We start from the raw sequence: 18,270 nt of genomic DNA on the forward strand, positions 1-18,270 counted from the left end.
ACATAACTCCTTGACACACTTGGGAAAAGGGCAAACAATCAGGGGTAGACTTCAAAAAGAAGTTCTATTTAGGCGTGTTGTGGAGCGAGACTGATTAAAAAGTATTCACCCTCTTCACGGTTGTTTTAAGTTTATGTAATGGAGTTCGCATGGCGACCGGAATTGTTAAGTGGTTCAATGATGCAAAAGGTTTTGGTTTTATCAAACCTGATGATGGTGAAGAAGAGTTGTTCGCGCACTTCAGCGCGATTACTATGGCGGGTTTCAAAACCCTCAAAGAAGGCCAGAAGGTAACGTTTGATATTACCCAAGGTCCTAAAGGAAAACAAGCTACCAATATTCAAGGTGCCTGATAGACCATAGATCACTATGAGAAACCCAGGACTTGTTCCTGGGTTTTTTTTCGTCCGCAATTTCCTTCCCATAAAATACTCCCCTTATAGGCCAACCGCTTCGCCATGAACCCAAACTCTCATCTACTTTTTACTCAACGTATTTGCATAGCCTTGCTTGTCGCTATATCTTTCTCTGCGAATGCCCAAGTCAATTCCGGCTTGCCCACAATTCAACTCAAAGCGGGCATGTATGCCATTCAAGCTGAAGTTGCTGACAACCCCAATCTCAGAGAAGTTGGGCTAATGAATCGGACTAGCTTGCCTAGCAACTCCGGCATGCTCTTTATCTTTGAGCAAAAGGCAGGTAATTGCTTTTGGATGAAAAACACCAAGTTACCACTCTCCATTGCATTTATTGCTGATGACGGCAGGATCGTGAATATTGAAGAGATGCAAGCCGACACCACCAACAACCACTGCCCAAAAGCACCCATTCGTTACGCACTAGAAATGAACAAAGGATGGTTCTCTGATCGGGTGATTGTTCCTGGCAATGTGATTCAGGGGCTGCCTAAAAGATAACGCCTTTTTAAGATGAATAAAAAAGCAGACCTAGGTCTGCTTTTTCTTTTGCATACAAAGCGCTTATTCAAAGTGGCAAACGTAGTGCACTGGGTCTTCAGCGCGAATAATAAAATAGCCACCCTTCTCAACTGTCCAACTCTGGCCTGTCTTGAACTCCTGCTCAGGGGCGCCGTTGATGCTAACAAAGGCATTGCCATCTACCACTTCCATTACTTCTTTAGTACTGAGGTCAAAGCGAAGAGTACTAGGCAGAACAACACCAACCGATTTACGCACACCATTAGGCATCGTCACGGTATGCGAAACGCACTTACCGTCAAAAAAGACATTGGCTTTTTTACCTACAGAAACTTGATCAAATTGCATACAGATTCTTTCTATTCGATTTAAATGAGTGATTACTTGGTAGCCCGCTTACGTTTTGCAATTTCAGCAATCCGCATCCGTAAGGCATTGAGCTTAATGAAGCCACCAGCATCAGCTTGGTTATACGCACCGCCGTCATCATCAAAAGTCGCAATGTTCTGATCAAACAGCGTGTTAGCAGAATCTCTTGAAATCACCGACACAGAACCTTTGTAGAGCTTGAGACGAACCACCCCATTCACTTGTTGCTGGGTATGATCGATCAAGGTTTGTAAAGCTAAGCGCTCAGGAGACCACCATAGGCCGTTATAGATCAGGCTAGCATACCGAGGCATCAAGTCATCTTTCAGGTGTGCCACTTCACGATCAAGGGTAATGCTTTCAATTCCGCGGTGGGCCTTGAGCAATATAGTGCCACCAGGCGTTTCATAACAACCACGACTCTTCATACCAACAAAACGGTTTTCAACCAAATCTAAGCGGCCAATACCATGCATACCACCTAAGCGATTGAGCTCAGCCAAGAGTTCATGAGGCTTATAGGCTTTGCCGTCGATAGCAACAGGATCGCCAGCACGAAATTCAATTTCTATGATTTGCGCTGCATCGGGCGCTTTTTCAGGAGACACTGTCCAACGCCACATGGATTCTTCCGCTTCCGCGTTGGGATTCTCGAGATGACGACCTTCATAGCTGATATGCAAGAGATTGGCATCCATTGAATAAGGTGAACCACCTTGCTTGTGTTTCATCTCGACCGGGATGCCATGCTTCTCAGCATAGGCCATCAATTTTTCACGAGAGAGTAGATCCCACTCACGCCAAGGTGCGATCACTTTAATGCCAGGCTCAAGAGCGTAATAACCCAGTTCAAAACGCACTTGATCATTACCTTTACCAGTAGCGCCGTGCGATACCGCATCAGCACGAGTCTTGCGAGCGATCTCAATTTGGCGCTTAGCAATCAGCGGTCTTGCAATTGAAGTACCCAGCAAATACTCACCTTCATAAACTGTATTGGCGCGGAACATCGGAAATACAAAATCACGCACAAACTCTTCACGCAGATCATCGATAAAAATATTCTCAGGCTTGATGCCAAATTGCAGAGCCTTCGTTCTTGCAGGCTCAAGCTCTTCACCCTGACCCAAGTCAGCAGTGAAGGTGACGATTTCACATTGATAAGTATCTTGTAACCATTTCAGGATCACACTGGTATCGAGACCACCTGAGTAGGCTAGTACGGCTTTTTTAATATCAGACATAGTTCCATTCAATCCAAAAAATAGTTAATCCAAACGACCGCAGAGCAAATACTCCATCAAGGCTTTTTGAACATGCAAACGATTTTCTGCTTCTTCCCAAACAACGCTTTGGGGACCATCAATCACTTCTGCAGTCACTTCTTCACCACGATGGGCTGGCAAGCAATGCATAAACACCGCCCTGGGTTTTGCTAAGGACATCAGCTCTTGAGAAACAATCCAGTCTTTGAATGCGCTCATACGAGTGGAATTTTCCTCTTCGTAGCCCATGCTGGTCCAAACATCCGTGGTGACTAAATCAGCACCCTTACAGGCTTCTTTAGGATCAGCGCAAATGGTCAAATGCTTTAAAGCATTGGTACCAATACGAGACATATCTAACTGATAACCGGCTGGGGCAGAGAAGCGTAATTGGAAATCGAGTTTCTCAGCAGCCTGCAACCAGGTGTAAGCCATATTATTGGCATCACCCACCCAAGCTACTGTCTTGCCCTGTATGGGGCCACGCGTCTCCACAAAAGTGAAGATATCTGCCAAGACTTGGCATGGATGGTATTCGTTGGTTAAACCATTGATTACTGGCACACGGGAGTTTGCAGCAAAGCGCTCGATGATCTCCTGACCAAAAGTGCGAATCATAATAATGTCAGTCATTCGAGAAATGACTTGGGCTGCGTCTTCAACTGGCTCACCCCGACCTAATTGGGTATCACGGGTATTGAGATAAACCGCATGTCCGCCGAGCTGATGAATGCCTGCCTCGAAAGACAGACGGGTTCGAGTAGAGTGCTTCTCAAAGATCATCGCAAGCGTGCGATCATGTAATGGATGCCAAGTCTCGTAGCTTTTGAATTTAGCCTTCAGCCAAGCCGCTCTCAATAAAAGGTAGTCATATTCCTCACGAGTCAGATCGGCAAACTGTAAGTAGTGTTTGACCTGCCCTGGGACCTGGGGTTTTGCCAGAGAAGTTTTGGTGGAGCTAGCTACTGCATTTTGAGCTTGCATTTTTTATACCAACATTCATCTACATAAAAATAATTACTAAAGTCATCTTAAGACCACTTTGCACTGTTAAGCTAGTGATCTGAGCTACTTTGATCCTTTACTCTAACGCTGACGCAAACTTGAACCACAAAAAGCTTTTTATTCAAGGCATTACAAGCTCAGGCAAGCCCTTTAGGCCCAGCGATTGGGCTGAACGCCTGTGCGGTGTGATGGCATCCTTCAGACCCCCAGGTGAATCTGGAGACCCTCGCTTTACCTACTCACCCTACGTAACACCTGTCCTGATCGCACAAGTCAAATGCGTTGTCATCGATACTCGATTGGGAGACCTCGACCCACGCGCACTCGACTTTGTCGTGAACTTTGCCAAAGACAATGGACTACCAATTGAAGAGGCTTGTGAGTTCGAGCCTCAATCACGCACCTAGTCTTAAAAACAAAAACCCGCTCGGATCAGGAGCGGGCTCAGGCAAGAACACTCCCTTGCCAGCCAGTAAATCTAAAAAACTTACGCTGCCATTGCCTTGATAGCTGCAGACAAACGGGACTTCTGACGTGCTGCAGTATTTTTATGAGCAATCTTCTTGTCAGCAATCTTGTCGATAGTAGCTTGGGTTGCTGCGAAAACTTTTGCAGCAGTTGCCTTATCACCAGCCTCAATTGCTTTACGTACTGTCTTAATAGAAGTACGCAGCTTAGAACGTAAGCTGGAATTGTGCTCATTCTGTTTTACTGCCTGCCGTGCGCGTTTACGCGCTTGTGCGGTATTGGCCATCTCTTTAAACCTTGCCTAAAAAATTACAAACTACGATTTGTTAAAAAATTCATTTGGACTGCCACCGTCTGACTTCCGTGAAGGAAGGAGTCCACCAAAACCCAAGATTTTACCCGAAAGGCTCAAAAAAGCCCAGTTGCTTGATAAATAGGGGAAAATCCCCCCATGAACCTGCTTTCTGCTGCCGCCAAAGTCAGTTCCCTGACCATGATTTCCCGTATTACGGGACTCCTCAGAGAAACGCTGATTGCCCGTAGCTTTGGGGCTTCAGAGTGGACAGACGCCTTTAATGTGGCCTTCCGACTCCCGAATTTGCTGCGGCGTCTCTTTGCTGAAGGGGCCTTTTCCCAAGCATTTGTGCCGATTTTGGGCGAGGTCTCCAGCCAAGGGGATGTAAAGCAGTCCCAAATCCTGATCAATGCGGTGGCAACCCTCTTGTTTTGGGCCTTACTGCTTACGGTCATCTTGGGCGTTTTGGGCGCCCCAGTTCTGATTATGGTGATTGCTACGGGTTTTGATGGTGGTCCCGCCTATGAGGCAAGCGTAGTCATGACCCGCATCATGTTTCCCTATATCGGCTTGATATCGATGGTCTCGCTCTCAGCGGGCATCCTCAATACCTTCCAGCGTTTCGCTATTCCGGCTTTTACTCCTGTTCTTCTCAATCTTTCCCTGATCGCTGGGGCGATTTTCCTCTCGCCACATCTGGCGCAACCCATTTATGGCCTCGCTTGTGGCGTTCTATTGGGGGGCGTTTTGCAATTAGCGATTCAGATTCCAGCCCTTTCTCGCTTGGGACTATTACCTCGCATCGCGCTATTGCCTGGCGTAATTGTGAGTGCAGCACGCAATCCCGAGGCTCGCCGAGTACTCCGTCTGATGGGCCCTGCAGTCTTTGCGGTATCGGTGGCGCAAATCTCACTCATTATCAATACCAATATCGCCTCTCGTTTGCCAGCTGGAAGTGTTTCCTGGTTGTCCTATGCAGATCGACTAATGGAGTTTCCCACGGCATTGCTGGGTGTTGCTCTCGGTACTGTTTTACTTCCCAGCCTCAGCAAAGCCAATGCGCAAAACGATTTAGAGCACGCTGGAGAATTGCTTATCTGGGGGCTGCAATTGACTTTCCTGTTGGCAGCACCTTGCGCAATCGCCCTCTTTTTGTTTGGGCAACCAATTGCGGCGACGCTCTATAACTACGGCAAATTTAATGCAGTCGATGTGGTGATGACCCAGCATGCCCTGTCAGCATATGGCGTCGGCTTAATAGGTCTGATCCTGGTCAAAATTTTGGCTCCTGGTTTTTATTCTCGGCAAGATATCCGCACGCCCGTCAAAATTGGTCTGATCGTCTTGGTCTGCACTCAGCTAGCTAATCTTATTTTTGTTCCTTGGCTAGGTCATGCTGGCCTGGCACTTTCAGTAGGAGTGGGCGCTTGCCTCAACGCTAGCCTTTTATGGATAGGCCTGAGAAAGCGCGGGGCTTTACCATCTCATCCTTGGGGGAAATACTTGGCCCAATTATTTTTTGCGCTCATCCCCTTCTCCCTGCTGCTGTATTACGCAGCTGGAGCCCATGACTGGATTGAGCTACGCTCGGCGCCCTGGACCCGTATTGGCTTATTAGCAGGCTGGTTAATAGCCGCCGGCGCCGTTTACTTTGCCGCCCTGGCTTTAGTCGGAATTCGCTGGCAAAAATTTCTGCGTCATGCAAAATAGGAGTTATGCCAACCCAACAACTCGACTACTTTGCCTCCTTAGTTGCTGAGGACGAACACCTCCCCTTAACTGAAGCGGCTATCGCAATTGCCCAGCACGCCTACCCCGACCTGGATGTGCAAGGAGTACTTGATCATATTGATCAAATGGCAGAGAAACTCAAGACTCGCATTACGCCAGAAACTTCTGCGATCCAGCGCCTGCAGATTCTGAAACATTACTTTTATACCGAACTTGGTTTTGGTCCAAATCCAAACGATTTCTACGCTCCCGAGAATTCCTATCTGCATCAGATCATTGATAACCGTCGTGGCATTCCTATTTCCTTAGCTATCTTGATGATGGAATTAGGCAATCAAATTGGCTTGAAGATCCGCGGGGTATCTTTTCCAAATCACTTCATGATGCGCATCTCCTTGCAGCAAGGCGAGATCATTATGGATCCGCTTACAGGCGCATCTCTCTCGAAAAACGAATTACAAGAGATGCTTGATCCATATCTAGATGCCAAGGGTTACCGCGGTGAGCTGAGCTTGCCCTTGAATATCTTTTTGCGTGCATCAAGCCCCAGAGAAATTCTGTCGCGCTTTTTGAGAAACCTCAAAATGATTTACTCCGAACATGAGCGCTGGGAGCGACTGCTAGGCGTTCAAGAGCGTCTAGTGATTTTGCTACCCGATTCATTGGAAGAAATTCGGGATCGCGGACTCATCTTTGCCCAACTAGAGTATTTGCGTCCAGCCTTAGCCGATATGCAGCGGTATTTGCGCGAGTCACCTGAGGCAGAAGATGCGACTGAAATTCGCGATCACATTGCTACTCTCGAGGGCCAAACCAAGCTGCATTGAAGCAACTTAGGATTTGGGCTTAAAGATTTTATAGAGACCAGCCAGAATCACGGGCAGTGCAGCAGCACCAACCCCAATTAAAACGATGATGTTGAGGTTCTGACGAATCACGGGAATATTTCCAAAAAAATATCCTGCTACTACCAGGATCACAACCCACAATAGTGCGCCCGTAATGTTGAATAATTGAAAGCGGGCGAAGTTCATCTCCGAGACGCCAGCAATGAATGGTGCAAAGGTCCGAATAATTGGCAAAAATCTGGCCAACACAATCGTCTTACCACCATGTTTTTCGTAGAAGCCGTGTGTCTTTCGCAAAGCCTTTTGGTCGATCCAACGCGATTGACTACTAAAGACCCGATGACCAATCCAGCGCCCAATGAAATAGTTCACGGTATTGCCCAATACTGCAGCCAATACCAAGCCAATCGACAGCGTACCCATATTGAAATGCTCTGTCGCACAATAGGCGCCGGCAATAAAGAGCAGAGAGTCGCCTGGCAGAAAGGGGGCAACTACTAAGCCCGTTTCTGCAAAGACAATAGCAAACAAAAAGCCATAAGCCCAGTAACCATATTGCGCAATGACTAAATCTAAGTGGCGATCAATGTGTAAAAACAGGTCGCCCAATTGCATTAAGGTATCAATCAATCTTTACTCCAATCATTTGCTTGAAAGTGATATTAACAGGCTGTGCGATCAATACATTGACCCTATAATTTGGTATGCAAACTGAACTTCACATTCAGCCCGAGCATTCACCAGTCTTATGTATTGTTGGTCCGACTGGCTCCGGCAAAACCCATCTAGCGATGATGCTAGCGGAGCAGGCTCAATCTCGAGGGAAAGCTCTTGAAATCATCAGCATGGATTCTGCCTTGGTCTATCGCGGTCTTGATATCGGTAGCGCTAAGCCCACGCTCGCCGAACGGGCTGCAGTACCCCACCATCTGATTGATATTCTGGACCCAACTGAGTCCTATTCAGCTGCGCGCTTTGCAAACGATGCAAAAAAACTCTGCACTACTATTCGTGAGCGCGGCAACATTCCAATCATTGTTGGCGGCACTATGCTTTATTGGCGGGCATGGGCCTTTGGTCTCTCGAGCCTGCCTCCGGCCAACCCAGAGATTCGTGCTCGTCTTGATGAAGAAGGAAAACAATTCGGCTGGCCTGCAATGCATCAAAAACTATCCTTGATTGATCCCATCACAGCGCAACGCCTCGAGGCAAATGATTCACAACGCGTGCAACGTGCTTTAGAAGTTTATGAGGCTACCGGCAAAACCATGTCGGCATGGTTGGCTGATGCGCCAATCGAAGATGGTCGCGAAGGCTCCGACATTCCTTCATGGATCACATTAGTTTCTCTAGAACCCAGTGATCGCGCAAAACTCCATGGCCTACTCGAGAAACGGTTCGATCAAATGCTCAAGCAGGGATTTATAGAAGAGGTCGAAGGCTTACGACAAAATCCCGGACTTCATGCTGACTTACCAGCGATTCGCTCAGTCGGCTACCGACAGGCATGGGAGTATTTGGAAGGTAAAACAACTTTGGAAGAGATGCGCTACAAGGCCTTAGCAGCTACCAGACAACTTGGTAAACGTCAGCTTACTTGGCTTAGAGCGATCGCAGGACGCAAAGTGTTTGATTCGTTTAACCCAAAAGAACTCGAAGCTGCTTTAGCGTACTGCCAAGAAACTCTAAAAATTTAGATAACGATAGTTTGTGGGGCGCCTGGTGGAAGTTCGCGCACTTCACCCACGACCCACGCTTTGAGCCCTTGGGTTGCTAATGAAGCAATCGCAGTATCAGCCTGATCAGGTGAGACGATCACCACCATCCCAATGCCACAGTTAAAGACCCGAACCATTTCTGCGTCGGCAACGCCGCCCTTCATTTGTAACCAACGGAAGAGTGCGGGCATTTCCCAGCTATCCCGATGCAAGACTGCTTGCGTATTTTCGGGAAGCACGCGAGGGACGTTATCCACCAAACCACCACCGGTGATATGGGCCATACCTTTAACGTTCAGCTCGCCAATTAACTTCAAGAGAGGTTTGACATAGATTTCAGTTGGAGCCATTACGACATCGCCGAGAGCCAGACCTCCAAGATCATCGCTTGGCTTTGCGCCGGCCCGCTCAATAATTTTTCGAACCAATGAGTAACCATTAGAGTGCGCGCCGCTAGAGGCGATCGCAAGCACGACATCGCCAGGGACAATGGTTGAGCCATTAATAATTTTGGATTTTTCAACTGCACCTACCGCAAATCCCGCAAGATCATATTCACCCGGAGGATACATGCCTGGCATTTCAGCAGTTTCACCACCAATCAATGCGCATCCTGCTAGCTCGCATCCTTTAGCAATGCCACCCACCACAGTTGCAGCAGTGTCTACTGTCAACTTGCCACAAGCAAAGTAATCCAAGAAAAAGAGAGGTTCAGCACCCTGGACCAGAATGTCATTGACACTCATCGCCACCAAGTCTTGGCCGATGGTGTCGTGGCGATTCCACTCAAAAGCCAAGCGAAGCTTAGTTCCGACCCCGTCGGTACCAGACACTAAGACAGGCTCCTGATAGCGCTTGGGCACCTCAAATAAAGCCCCAAAGCCCCCAATACCAGCTAAAACACCCTCGCGCATGGTTTTTTTGGCCAAAGGCTTAATCCGATCAACCAAATCATCTCCGGCGTCGATATCGACGCCAGCATCACGATAAGAAAGGCCCTTGGAGGATGAGGAACTAGATGAAGTCATGTCAGATCTGGAAGATTAGTAAAAAACAGCACTTGGTCGTTAGAATCATTGCATTCTAGAGGATCGGACGTGATGGCTGAAATTTTTACTCCTTTTTTAGCAGCATTTATTCTTGCTTACATTCTAAGACCCGTTTGCACGTGGCTTGGACGGCAGCGCCTGCCTCATCCAGTTGCCGCCTTAATTTCAATGGTACTGGGCTTAATCGTTCTGTTTTCCATTCTGGCACTCTTTGGCAGCCTCCTAAAACAAGAAATTCCCCTCATTCGCTCCCAGGCGCCCGATTGGATCCAAAACATCCAAGCTTGGCTTGAACCCAAGCTCGTCCAGTTTCATATCCAACTCGATTGGGGCAGCTTACAAACTTCAGCCACTCAAAAGATCACCCAACATCTCAGCGACAACGCCGATAGTTTGATGAGCACAACATTTGACACCGTATTAATGTCGGGCAGCTCCTTAGCAACTGCCTTTATCAATTCAGTGCTGATTCTCTTTGTAATGTTTTACTTGCTGCTCGATTGGCATCATTTTTTTCAGTTTCTCAAAAAGTTGATTCCTGTAAGAGCGCAAGCAACTGTTCAGCAATTAGCAATGCAAGCAGACGCTCTGTTATCCCAATATCTCAGAGGGATGTTCATTGTCATTACGATCATGGCTACTTACTACAGCTGCGGCCTTTCTCTTGTGGGCTTGAATGGCGCAATTCCTCTGGGTATCTTTACCGCATTAATGATTGTGATTCCTTACATCGGCATTGCTTTAGGTTTTAGCTTAGCCATCATCACAACCTTACTCCAATTCGGCGTCGATATTCACATGATCGGGGTCATGGCAGTTTATGGTGGTGGCCAAATGATCGAGGGCTTTTTTCTCACGCCACGCCTAGTGGGAGAGCGAATTGGACTCCATCCAGTAGCAGTGTTATTTGCCTTATTATTTTTCGGGCAATTGTTTGGTTTCTTCGGCGTATTACTCGCACTACCCATTAGCGCAGTGACATTGGTTCTCGTCAAATTTGCTTGGCAACGCTATCAACAGAGCTCTTGGTATCAGAAATAGACTGTAGTAATGAATAAGACCCCTCTACCAAGACAATTTGCTCTCGATCTCAGCCACACCCCTCCCGCAAGTCTGAACAATTATTTGCCTGGTAAAGACTTGGCTTTAGTGGATGCCCTTCGTAAATCCATTAGTCGCTGGCAAGATCCTGAGCATAATCACAATACCAACGCCCTTGATCAACGCTGGATTTATTGGTGGGGGCCACAAGGCTCAGGACGCTCCCATTTATTAAAAGCCATTAGCAATGCCGCAGCAGACTTAGGGCTAGCGTATTTTTCACTAACCCCCAATGAACCAATTTCTTGGGTCAATCTGGAAGAAAAAATAGTCGGCCTGAGCCAAGATACACGGCCCTCTGTTATCACCGTAGATGATGTAGATCAACTCGATGATCGTCAGGTTGCCGCCCTATTCAGAATTTTGAATAGTGTTCAAGCGAGCCAAGAAATCTATATATTTATGGCCGGTAGTGCTGCCCCTAATCATTTGCATTTACGCGAGGACCTACGCACTCGACTGGGCTGGGGTTTGATCTTTCAGACCCAATTACTCAATGATGATGAGAAAATACAAGCACTCGAGACTGCAGCGCGTGACCGAGGCTTAATGCTTTCTCCCGAAGTCTTGCCTTGGTTATTAAATCGGTTTTATCGAGATATGCCAAACTTAATGGCTCTGTTAGATGCTTTAGATGCCTATTCACTGGAAACAAAACGGGCTGTGACACTTCCGCTAGTGCGGGAACTTTTACAGTCAGGAAAAAATACTGCATGACCCAATTAGCGCTTTTTGATCTTGATCACACACTATTACCCTGCGATAGCGATTATGAGTGGGGGCAATTTTTAGCCCGCATTGGAGTTGTTGATAGCCAATACTATGCTGAGCAAAATGAACGCTTCTATCAAGACTATAAAGAGGGTAAGTTAGACATTGATCGCTTCTTACGCTTCGCTCTCAAACCCTTGTCAGAACATTCTCGTGCCCAACTCAAAGCATGGCACGATGCGTTTATGGATGAAGTCATCACCGGCAAATTAAGACCAGCAGCGCGCGATCTGGTTCGGCGCCATCAAGATGCTGGGGATATCTGCTGTGTTGTCACCGCAACCAATAGCTTTGTGACACGACCGATTGTGGAGCGCTTTGGGATTGAACATCTCATTGCAACCGAGCCAGCAACCGCCAGCCCTGCAGCAGACGCCCCATTTACTGGCGCAGTCCAAGGCATTCCTAGTTTTCGTGAGGGAAAGATTCTGAAAGTGAATGAATGGCTTCAGAGTCAGCAACTTTCTCTAGATCAGATCAAGAAAAGTTATTTTTATTCAGACTCTATTAATGATTTGCCACTCCTAGAAAAAGTGACGCATCCAGTAGCAACGAACCCCGATGAGCGTTTGCGTCAAGAAGCAAGCAAACGCAATTGGCCTATCCTCGATTTATTTCCTGAGCGATGAATTCATGATTACTAAATTCATTAAACGGATCATGCGTCGCGACCCTATGGAACGCGGTGCGCATATAGGCCCTGCACATGCGCCCAAAAGGATCCCTAAAAAAACCCATCGTATCGATCCCCATTTACTTTCAAAGAATGCCGTCAAAGTCACTCATACACTACAACAAGCAGGCTATGAGGCCTTTATTGTTGGGGGTGCAGTTCGCGATCTGGTTCTGGGTATCGGACCTAAAGATTTTGATGTAGCCACCAATGCCACCCCAGACCAAGTCCAGCGATTGTTTCGTAAGGCACGTTTGATAGGCAGACGCTTTCAGATCGTCCATGTGACTTTTTTTGGCAAGGCCCATCCAGAAATTATTGAGGTCTCGACCTTTCGCGCCTTGCTAGATAACGCTGGCGATCATGTCGCTGAGAGCGGTCGGATTTTGCGAGATAACGTCTGGGGCTCGCAAGGCGAGGATGCTGCTCGCCGCGATTTCACAATCAACGCCATGTATTACGACCCTGCTACCGAAACCGTACTCGATTATCACGGCGGTATGGCTGATATGCAAAAGAAAACCTTGCGGATGATCGGGGATCCGGCCAAACGCTATCGCGAAGACCCTATTCGGATGTTGCGAGCCATTCGGTTTGCAGCAAAAACGGGTTTTACTTTAGATTCTGCAACTGCGGCGCCCATCGCTGAATTGAGCGCATTAATTCATGATGTACCAGCAGCGCGCCTATTTGATGAAATTCTGAAACTCCTCATGTCAGGTTATTCCTGGGCAGCCATTCAAGGCCTGCGTGAAGCAGGACTTCATCATGGCCTGTTACCGCTACTCGATCACATTCTCGATAGCAAAGAGAGCTCCAAGACCGCCAATGATTTTGTCAAACTGGCTTTAGCCAATACCGACCAACGCATTCAGTCAGGAAAAAGTGTTTCGGCAGGGTTTCTTTTTGCCACCTTGTTATGGCCTGAGCTTTTAAAGAATTGGCAAAACAATATCGCCAGCGGCATGTCAAACATTCCAGCTTTGCATGCAGCCATGGATGACACCATTGCCGCCCAGAGTAGCGGCATGACCATTCAACGTCGCTTTGAGAGTGATATGCGCGAGATTTGGTCAATGCAGCCTCGCTTTGAAAAACGGGTAGGACGCTACCCCTTCCGCTTAATCGAATCCCCTCGCTTCAGGGCGGGGTATGACTTTATGTTGCTACGGTGTGCCACCGGGGAACAAAAAGCCTCTTTAGGTGAGTGGTGGACTAGCTTTATCGATGCCGACCCCGCAGGACAAGAAGCCTTGATGGTTTCAGCTAAAAATGAGGTGGGTAACTCGGTTGGCTCTCCCTACGGAGCCAAAAGACGCCGTCGCAGAAAACCCAAAAGCACTTTACCCACGGATAGTGGGGCAGGTTCAGCAGAAATATAAAAACTTCAGTAAAGTAGTTTCATTGCAAATTTGGAACTAACATGGCTCAAGCCTTTATCGGATTTGGTGGGAATATTGGTGATACGCGTCAGATCATCACTGATGCCATCGTTTGCCTAGCCCTACGTTGCGAGCTGACTATCACCGCCAAGAGTTGCTTCTATCAAAGCGCTCCAGTAGATGCTTTAGGCGGCGACTACATCAATGCAGTAGTTGAAGTGGATACCGAACTGAGCCCCTATGGCCTGCTCCATGTTTGCCAAACGATCGAACAAGAGTTTGGTCGCGAGCGTCCCTATGAAAATGCGCCCCGCACCTTGGACCTCGATATTCTCTTTTTTGAGGGTGTCACTCAAAATGAGACTAACCTAATCCTGCCCCACCCACGAATTATTGAACGTTCCTTTGTTTTGCTTCCCCTCCTAGAAATTGCCCCAGATTTCTTTGACCCTCAATTCGGGGAACTCAAGAGCCATTTACCCAAAGTTGCTCATCAACGAATCGAAAAACTCTCCTGTCGCAACTGTAATTGTGGTGAAAACACGGTTTATAGCCAATCGGTACAGTAATTCATTAAACTCACGCCATGGGTTACTTACAGGGCGACAAGCCAATCAACATCTCCAAACTTCTCTCGATGCATGCAGAGCGAGAGAAAATCACCATGCTGACGGCATACGATTCCACTATGACAGCACTTCTGAATCGCTGTGGTGTGGAAAGTATTTTGATTGGGGACTCATTAGGTAATGTGATTCAGGGTCAAAGCTCAACTACTCCTGTCACTGTAGAGCAAATGGTCTATCACACCCAGTGTGTCGTTCGTGCCAACACTCATGCTTTTCTGATTGCTGATCTTCCTTTTGCTAGCTATGGCGATCCCATTCAGGCACTAGACTCTGCTGCGCAGCTGATGCGCGCTGGTGCCGACATGGTAAAGCTCGAAGGTGGCGGGGACTGGCAACTCGAAATCATTCAATACTTAGTCGAGCGTAGTGTTCCGGTTTGTGCTCATCTCGGATTATTGCCACAATCCATTCACTTACTCGGCTCATTTAAGGTGCAAGGTAAAACCAAGACTGCCGCGCAGATCATGCATGAACAGGCCCTTGCTTGTGAGCAAGTTGGTGCACAAATGGTTGTGCTTGAGGCAATCCCGTCTTCACTTGGTAAGCAAATCACTGAATCTGTATCAATTCCTACGATTGGCATTGGTGCCGGCCCAGACTGCTCTGGTCAGGTATTGGTGCTACAAGATATGCTGGGTATCAGCGCAGGACACCAACCAAAGTTTGTAAAAAACTTTGTGGAAGGTCAAGCTTCCATCGAAGGCGCGGTCAAAGCCTACGTTAGAGAAGTGAAATCAGGCAAGTTTCCAGGGCCTGAGCATGGCTATTCAGGCTAAAGCCCATTAGTTAAAAAAGCTTTTCACGCTCTCGAACCATCCCTTTTGATTCGGGTTATGTTTGTCACCACCGGATTTCAGGCTGTCATCAAATTTCTGCAGTAACTTCTTTTGCTCTTCAGAAAGTTTGATGGGTGTTTCTACAACAACATGCACGAAAAGATCCCCAAGCAATGAGGAGCGTAGACCCTTCATTCCTTTATGGCGGAGTCGGAAAGTTTTACCTGTCTGAGTGCCCTCTGGAATCGGAAACTCTACTCGACCTGATAAGGTTGGAACTTCAATTTCTCCACCCATTGTGGCAGTCGCAAAAGAGATCGGCATCTGCACATGCAGATCACTGCCATCCCGCTCAAAGACTGGATGCGGCCTTACCCGAACCTCGACATACAGATCACCGGATGGGCCGCCATTAATACCAGGCTCGCCATTACCCACTGAGCGTACGCGCATACCATCATCAATTCCTGCTGGAATTTTGATTTCTAAAGTCTTTTGTTCTTTTAACTTACCGCTACCATGACAGCTCTTGCAGGGCTTGGGAATGTATTCACCAGTACCGCGACACTTAGGACAAGTCTGTTGCATCGAGAAGAAGCCTTGCTGAATACGGACTTGGCCATGGCCATCACAAGTAGGGCATTTCTCTGGCTTACTGCCAGGCTCAGCGCCACTACCATGACAAGTCTTGCAATTGCTCCAGCTAGGTACTCTAATCTGCGAGGTGTAACCCTCTGCGGCCTGCTCAAGAGTAATGTCCATGTTGTAGCGCAGATCGGCGCCCTTATAGACCTGAGGGCCCGCTTGACGTCCACCAGCCTGACCAAAGATATCGCCAAAGATATCGCCAAAGGCATCAGCAAATCCACCTCCGCCAAAGCCACCACCAAACCCACCCATTGAAGGATCAACTCCAGCATGACCATACTGATCATAAGCAGCACGTTTATTGGAATCACTTAGGGTTTCATAAGCTTCCTTTACTTCTTTGAAGTCAGCCTCAGCACTTTTACTGTCCGGATTGCGATCTGGATGATGCTTCATCGCCAACTTGCGATAAGCCTTTTTTAACTCCTCATCAGTGGCGCTTCTGGAGACCCCAAGGACTTCGTAATAATCGCGTTTACTTTTAGACACAAACTGTTCCCTTTAACAAGCTGAAAGACACAAGTCGGCACGAGGCCGACTTGGTGTTATTTCACTACAAAATGACTTAGCAATTTACTATTACTTTTTGTCATCAACCTCTTTAAAGTCAGCGTCGACCACATCAGCATCAGCAGCGGCCGCTTGTGCACCGGGATTTGCTCCTGGAGCAGCGCCGCCTGCCTTAGCCTGCTCAGCAGCCATCACTTTTTCGCCTAGCTTCTGACTAGCTTTACCTAGTGCTTCTGTCTTGGCTTCAATGATTGCTTTATCACTACCTTTAATTGCATCATCAAGCTCTTTCAAAGCAGCTTCAATGGCTTCTTTTTCAGCAGCTTCTAGACCAGCACCATGCTCTTCTAACGCTTTCTTAGTACTGTGAGCTAAAGCATCAGCAGTATTACGAACGGTGACCAATTCTAAGGCCTTCTTATCTTCCTCAGCATTGGCTTCAGCATCCTTGACCATGCGCTGAATTTCTTCTTCGGTTAAACCAGAATTCGCCTTGATGGTGATCTTGTTCTCTTTGCCCGTGTTTTTATCTTTTGCAGTGACATGCAAAATACCATTGGCGTCGATATCAAAGGTTACTTCAATTTGAGGCTGGCCACGAGGTGCAGCGCCAATACCTTCGAGATTAAATTCACCCAAGAGTTTGTTGGCTGCAGCCATCTCACGCTCACCCTGGAAGCACTTGATGGTTACTGCAGGCTGATTATCTTCAGCAGTGGAGTAAACCTGTGAATGCTTGGTAGGGATCGTGGTGTTCTTTGGAATCATCTTGGTCATCACGCCACCCAAGGTTTCAATACCTAATGACAATGGGGTAACGTCAAGCAGCAAGACATCCTTGCGATCGCCGGACAATACGGAACCCTGAATCGCTGCGCCTACAGCCACTGCTTCATCGGGGTTCACGTCTTTACGTGGCTCCTTACCAAAGATGGATTTCACTTTGTCTTGGACCGCTGGCATACGAGTTTGACCACCAACCAAAATGACATCATCAATGTCACTTACATTTACACCGGCATCCTTGATTGCTGTTAAACAAGGGCCTGCAGTACGGTTAATTAACTCTTCGACCAAAGATTCCAACTTAGCGCGAGTTAACTTCAAGTTCAAATGCTTAGGCCCGCCTGCATCTGCAGTGACATAAGGCAAATTGATTTCGGTTTGCTGGGCTGATGACAATTCAATCTTGGCCTTTTCAGCAGCGTCTTTCAAACGCTGTAATGCCAAAACATCTTTACTCAGATCAACGCCCTGCTCTTTTTTGAACTCAGCAATAATCCAATCAATAATGCGCTGGTCAAAATCTTCGCCGCCTAAGAAGGTATCGCCGTTAGTAGACAACACTTCAAATTGCTTCTCGCCATCAACGTTCGCAATCTCAATGATGGAGACGTCAAAGGTACCACCACCTAAGTCATACACAGCGATCTTACGATCGACTTTATCTTGCTTGTCTAAACCGAATGCCAAAGCTGCTGCGGTTGGTTCATTGATGATGCGCTTCACATCTAAGCCAGCAATACGACCAGCATCTTTCGTTGCTTGACGCTGACTATCATTGAAGTAAGCAGGAACCGTAATTACCGCTTCGGTCACTTCTTCACCGAGGTAGTCTTCGGCGGTCTTTTTCATCTTGCGCAGAACTTCTGCGGATACTTGTTGCGGCGCCATTTTTTTGTCGCGAGCAGATACCCAAGCATCTCCGTTTTCTGCTTTGATAATGGCGTAAGGCATCAAGCCGATATCCTTCTGGACTTCGGCATCCTCAAACTTACGACCCATCAGACGCTTAACAGCGTAAACAGTGTTCTTAGGGTTAGTGACTGACTGACGTTTTGCAGGAGCACCAACCAATACTTCACCATCCTCAAGGTAGGCGATGATTGAAGGGGTGGTACGAGCGCCTTCAGCGTTCTCGATCACTTTAGGTGCATTGTTTTCTACAACTGAAACGCACGAGTTCGTGGTTCCTAAGTCGATTCCGATAATCTTTCCCATAATTGCTCCAATAATGAAATGGTTAGGTAATTTGTCTTACTTGCTACTGGTAATAAGTTGATACCCTCTAAATGGGGTTTAATGACTGGAATT

Annotated in this window: 20 protein-coding genes; 12 read left to right on the plus strand and 8 right to left on the minus strand. The window is 47.4% G+C overall.

All coding sequences use genetic code 11. The annotated features are described in order from the left end of the window. Positions 1-149: 149 nt before the first annotated feature. Positions 150-353 carry a cold-shock protein gene (locus AOC06_RS07205; protein WP_112205123.1) on the plus strand — a complete coding sequence of 68 codons (204 nt, stop codon included), beginning with the start codon at positions 150-152 and terminating at the stop codon, positions 351-353. Positions 354-458: 105 nt separating this feature from the next. After that, on the plus strand, positions 459-917 hold the full coding sequence (locus AOC06_RS07210; RefSeq protein WP_215345270.1) for a DUF192 domain-containing protein: 459 nt from the start codon (positions 459-461) through the stop codon (positions 915-917). Between the two features lie 63 nt (positions 918-980). Here AOC06_RS07210 and ppnP read toward each other — a convergent pair whose 3' ends face one another. From ppnP to argF, 3 genes are read right to left on the minus strand one after another with little or no spacing between them, the layout of a single operon-like run. Further along, positions 981-1,286 carry a pyrimidine/purine nucleoside phosphorylase gene (ppnP, locus tag AOC06_RS07215; RefSeq protein WP_215345269.1) on the minus strand — a complete coding sequence of 102 codons (306 nt, stop codon included), beginning with the start codon at positions 1,284-1,286 and terminating at the stop codon, positions 981-983. Between the two features lie 32 nt (positions 1,287-1,318). Then, a complete protein-coding gene (locus tag AOC06_RS07220; RefSeq protein WP_215379810.1) occupies positions 1,319-2,551 on the minus strand; it encodes an argininosuccinate synthase in 1,233 nt (410 codons plus the stop codon). 24 nt (positions 2,552-2,575) lie between these two features. Then, positions 2,576-3,556 (minus strand): ornithine carbamoyltransferase, encoded by a 981-nt coding sequence (argF, locus tag AOC06_RS07225; protein ID WP_215345267.1) that lies wholly within the window; start codon positions 3,554-3,556, stop codon positions 2,576-2,578. Between the two features lie 119 nt (positions 3,557-3,675). On the opposite strand from argF, the gene AOC06_RS07230 reads away from it, so the two are divergent. Further along, positions 3,676-3,984 carry a DUF3579 domain-containing protein gene (locus AOC06_RS07230; RefSeq protein ID WP_215345266.1) on the plus strand — a complete coding sequence of 103 codons (309 nt, stop codon included), beginning with the start codon at positions 3,676-3,678 and terminating at the stop codon, positions 3,982-3,984. A gap of 80 nt (positions 3,985-4,064) precedes the next feature. On the opposite strand, the gene rpsT is transcribed toward AOC06_RS07230, so the two are convergent. Continuing rightward, positions 4,065-4,331: a 30S ribosomal protein S20 gene (gene rpsT / locus AOC06_RS07235; RefSeq protein WP_112205133.1), complete on the minus strand. Its 267-nt coding sequence runs from the start codon at positions 4,329-4,331 to the stop codon at positions 4,065-4,067. Positions 4,332-4,496: 165 nt separating this feature from the next. On the opposite strand from rpsT, the gene murJ reads away from it, so the two are divergent. Together murJ and AOC06_RS07245 are read left to right on the plus strand one after the other, a co-directional pair. Further along, positions 4,497-6,050, plus strand: coding sequence for a murein biosynthesis integral membrane protein MurJ (gene murJ, locus AOC06_RS07240; protein ID WP_215379812.1), 1,554 nt, complete (start codon positions 4,497-4,499; stop codon positions 6,048-6,050). Positions 6,051-6,055: 5 nt separating this feature from the next. Next, entirely contained in the window at positions 6,056-6,898 is an 843-nt protein-coding gene (locus AOC06_RS07245; RefSeq protein WP_215336173.1) for a SirB1 family protein, read from the plus strand. 6 nt (positions 6,899-6,904) lie between these two features. Here the strand turns inward: AOC06_RS07245 and AOC06_RS07250 are convergent, their stop codons facing one another. After that, positions 6,905-7,534 carry a VTT domain-containing protein gene (locus AOC06_RS07250; protein ID WP_215381884.1) on the minus strand — a complete coding sequence of 210 codons (630 nt, stop codon included), beginning with the start codon at positions 7,532-7,534 and terminating at the stop codon, positions 6,905-6,907. 89 nt (positions 7,535-7,623) lie between these two features. On the opposite strand from AOC06_RS07250, the gene miaA reads away from it, so the two are divergent. After that, positions 7,624-8,616 (plus strand): tRNA (adenosine(37)-N6)-dimethylallyltransferase MiaA, encoded by a 993-nt coding sequence (miaA, locus tag AOC06_RS07255; protein ID WP_215379814.1) that lies wholly within the window; start codon positions 7,624-7,626, stop codon positions 8,614-8,616. On the opposite strand, the gene purM is transcribed toward miaA, so the two are convergent. After that, positions 8,613-9,665 carry a phosphoribosylformylglycinamidine cyclo-ligase gene (gene purM, locus AOC06_RS07260; protein ID WP_215379816.1) on the minus strand — a complete coding sequence of 351 codons (1,053 nt, stop codon included), beginning with the start codon at positions 9,663-9,665 and terminating at the stop codon, positions 8,613-8,615. The genes miaA and purM overlap by 4 nt on opposite strands. A 72-nt stretch (positions 9,666-9,737) precedes the next feature. Between purM and AOC06_RS07265 the strand changes: the two genes are divergently transcribed. Genes AOC06_RS07265 through panB form a run of 6 tightly spaced genes read left to right on the plus strand, consistent with a single transcriptional unit; the run spans position 9,738 to position 15,018 of the window. Further along, positions 9,738-10,727 (plus strand): AI-2E family transporter, encoded by a 990-nt coding sequence (locus AOC06_RS07265; RefSeq protein ID WP_215379819.1) that lies wholly within the window; start codon positions 9,738-9,740, stop codon positions 10,725-10,727. Between the two features lie 9 nt (positions 10,728-10,736). Next, positions 10,737-11,504: a DnaA regulatory inactivator Hda gene (gene hda / locus AOC06_RS07270; protein ID WP_215379822.1), complete on the plus strand. Its 768-nt coding sequence runs from the start codon at positions 10,737-10,739 to the stop codon at positions 11,502-11,504. After that, on the plus strand, positions 11,501-12,187 hold the full coding sequence (locus tag AOC06_RS07275) for a histidinol-phosphatase (RefSeq protein ID WP_215345259.1): 687 nt from the start codon (positions 11,501-11,503) through the stop codon (positions 12,185-12,187). Before hda ends, AOC06_RS07275 begins: the two co-directional genes overlap by 4 nt. A 4-nt stretch (positions 12,188-12,191) precedes the next feature. Then, positions 12,192-13,613 carry a polynucleotide adenylyltransferase PcnB gene (gene pcnB, locus AOC06_RS07280; RefSeq protein ID WP_215381886.1) on the plus strand — a complete coding sequence of 474 codons (1,422 nt, stop codon included), beginning with the start codon at positions 12,192-12,194 and terminating at the stop codon, positions 13,611-13,613. A 41-nt stretch (positions 13,614-13,654) separates the two neighbouring features. Next, on the plus strand, positions 13,655-14,182 hold the full coding sequence (gene folK, locus AOC06_RS07285) for a 2-amino-4-hydroxy-6-hydroxymethyldihydropteridine diphosphokinase (protein WP_215345258.1): 528 nt from the start codon (positions 13,655-13,657) through the stop codon (positions 14,180-14,182). Positions 14,183-14,199: 17 nt separating this feature from the next. Next, the gene (panB, locus tag AOC06_RS07290) at positions 14,200-15,018 is read left to right on the plus strand and encodes a 3-methyl-2-oxobutanoate hydroxymethyltransferase (protein ID WP_215379824.1); all 819 of its coding nucleotides are present in this window, start codon (positions 14,200-14,202) and stop codon (positions 15,016-15,018) included. A gap of 6 nt (positions 15,019-15,024) precedes the next feature. Here the strand turns inward: panB and dnaJ are convergent, their stop codons facing one another. Next, positions 15,025-16,155, minus strand: a complete 1,131-nt coding sequence (dnaJ, locus tag AOC06_RS07295; protein ID WP_215379827.1) for a molecular chaperone DnaJ — start codon at positions 16,153-16,155, stop codon at positions 15,025-15,027. A 90-nt stretch (positions 16,156-16,245) separates the two neighbouring features. Next, positions 16,246-18,177, minus strand: a complete 1,932-nt coding sequence (dnaK, locus tag AOC06_RS07300; RefSeq protein WP_215379829.1) for a molecular chaperone DnaK — start codon at positions 18,175-18,177, stop codon at positions 16,246-16,248. Positions 18,178-18,270 lie beyond the last annotated feature (93 nt).

The organism is Polynucleobacter paludilacus, from assembly GCF_018687595.1.
Taxonomy (GTDB): Bacteria; Pseudomonadota; Gammaproteobacteria; order Burkholderiales; family Burkholderiaceae; genus Polynucleobacter; species Polynucleobacter paludilacus.

Coding starts and splice junctions, on each gene's coding strand:
- murJ (WP_215379812.1), top strand. CDS start 4,497: ATGAACCTGCTTTCTGCTGCCGCCAAAGTCAGTTCCCTGACCATGATT.
- AOC06_RS07205 (WP_112205123.1), top strand. CDS start 150: ATGGCGACCGGAATTGTTAAGTGGTTCAATGATGCAAAAGGTTTTGGT.
- AOC06_RS07220 (WP_215379810.1), bottom strand. CDS start 2,551: ATGTCTGATATTAAAAAAGCCGTACTAGCCTACTCAGGTGGTCTCGAT.
- purM (WP_215379816.1), bottom strand. CDS start 9,665: ATGACTTCATCTAGTTCCTCATCCTCCAAGGGCCTTTCTTATCGTGAT.
- rpsT (WP_112205133.1), bottom strand. CDS start 4,331: ATGGCCAATACCGCACAAGCGCGTAAACGCGCACGGCAGGCAGTAAAA.
- AOC06_RS07275 (WP_215345259.1), top strand. CDS start 11,501: ATGACCCAATTAGCGCTTTTTGATCTTGATCACACACTATTACCCTGC.
- folK (WP_215345258.1), top strand. CDS start 13,655: ATGGCTCAAGCCTTTATCGGATTTGGTGGGAATATTGGTGATACGCGT.
- AOC06_RS07245 (WP_215336173.1), top strand. CDS start 6,056: ATGCCAACCCAACAACTCGACTACTTTGCCTCCTTAGTTGCTGAGGAC.
- AOC06_RS07265 (WP_215379819.1), top strand. CDS start 9,738: ATGGCTGAAATTTTTACTCCTTTTTTAGCAGCATTTATTCTTGCTTAC.
- miaA (WP_215379814.1), top strand. CDS start 7,624: ATGCAAACTGAACTTCACATTCAGCCCGAGCATTCACCAGTCTTATGT.
- panB (WP_215379824.1), top strand. CDS start 14,200: ATGGGTTACTTACAGGGCGACAAGCCAATCAACATCTCCAAACTTCTC.
- ppnP (WP_215345269.1), bottom strand. CDS start 1,286: ATGCAATTTGATCAAGTTTCTGTAGGTAAAAAAGCCAATGTCTTTTTT.
- AOC06_RS07210 (WP_215345270.1), top strand. CDS start 459: ATGAACCCAAACTCTCATCTACTTTTTACTCAACGTATTTGCATAGCC.
- hda (WP_215379822.1), top strand. CDS start 10,737: ATGAATAAGACCCCTCTACCAAGACAATTTGCTCTCGATCTCAGCCAC.
- AOC06_RS07250 (WP_215381884.1), bottom strand. CDS start 7,534: ATGCAATTGGGCGACCTGTTTTTACACATTGATCGCCACTTAGATTTA.
- argF (WP_215345267.1), bottom strand. CDS start 3,556: ATGCAAGCTCAAAATGCAGTAGCTAGCTCCACCAAAACTTCTCTGGCA.
- dnaK (WP_215379829.1), bottom strand. CDS start 18,177: ATGGGAAAGATTATCGGAATCGACTTAGGAACCACGAACTCGTGCGTT.
- pcnB (WP_215381886.1), top strand. CDS start 12,192: ATGATTACTAAATTCATTAAACGGATCATGCGTCGCGACCCTATGGAA.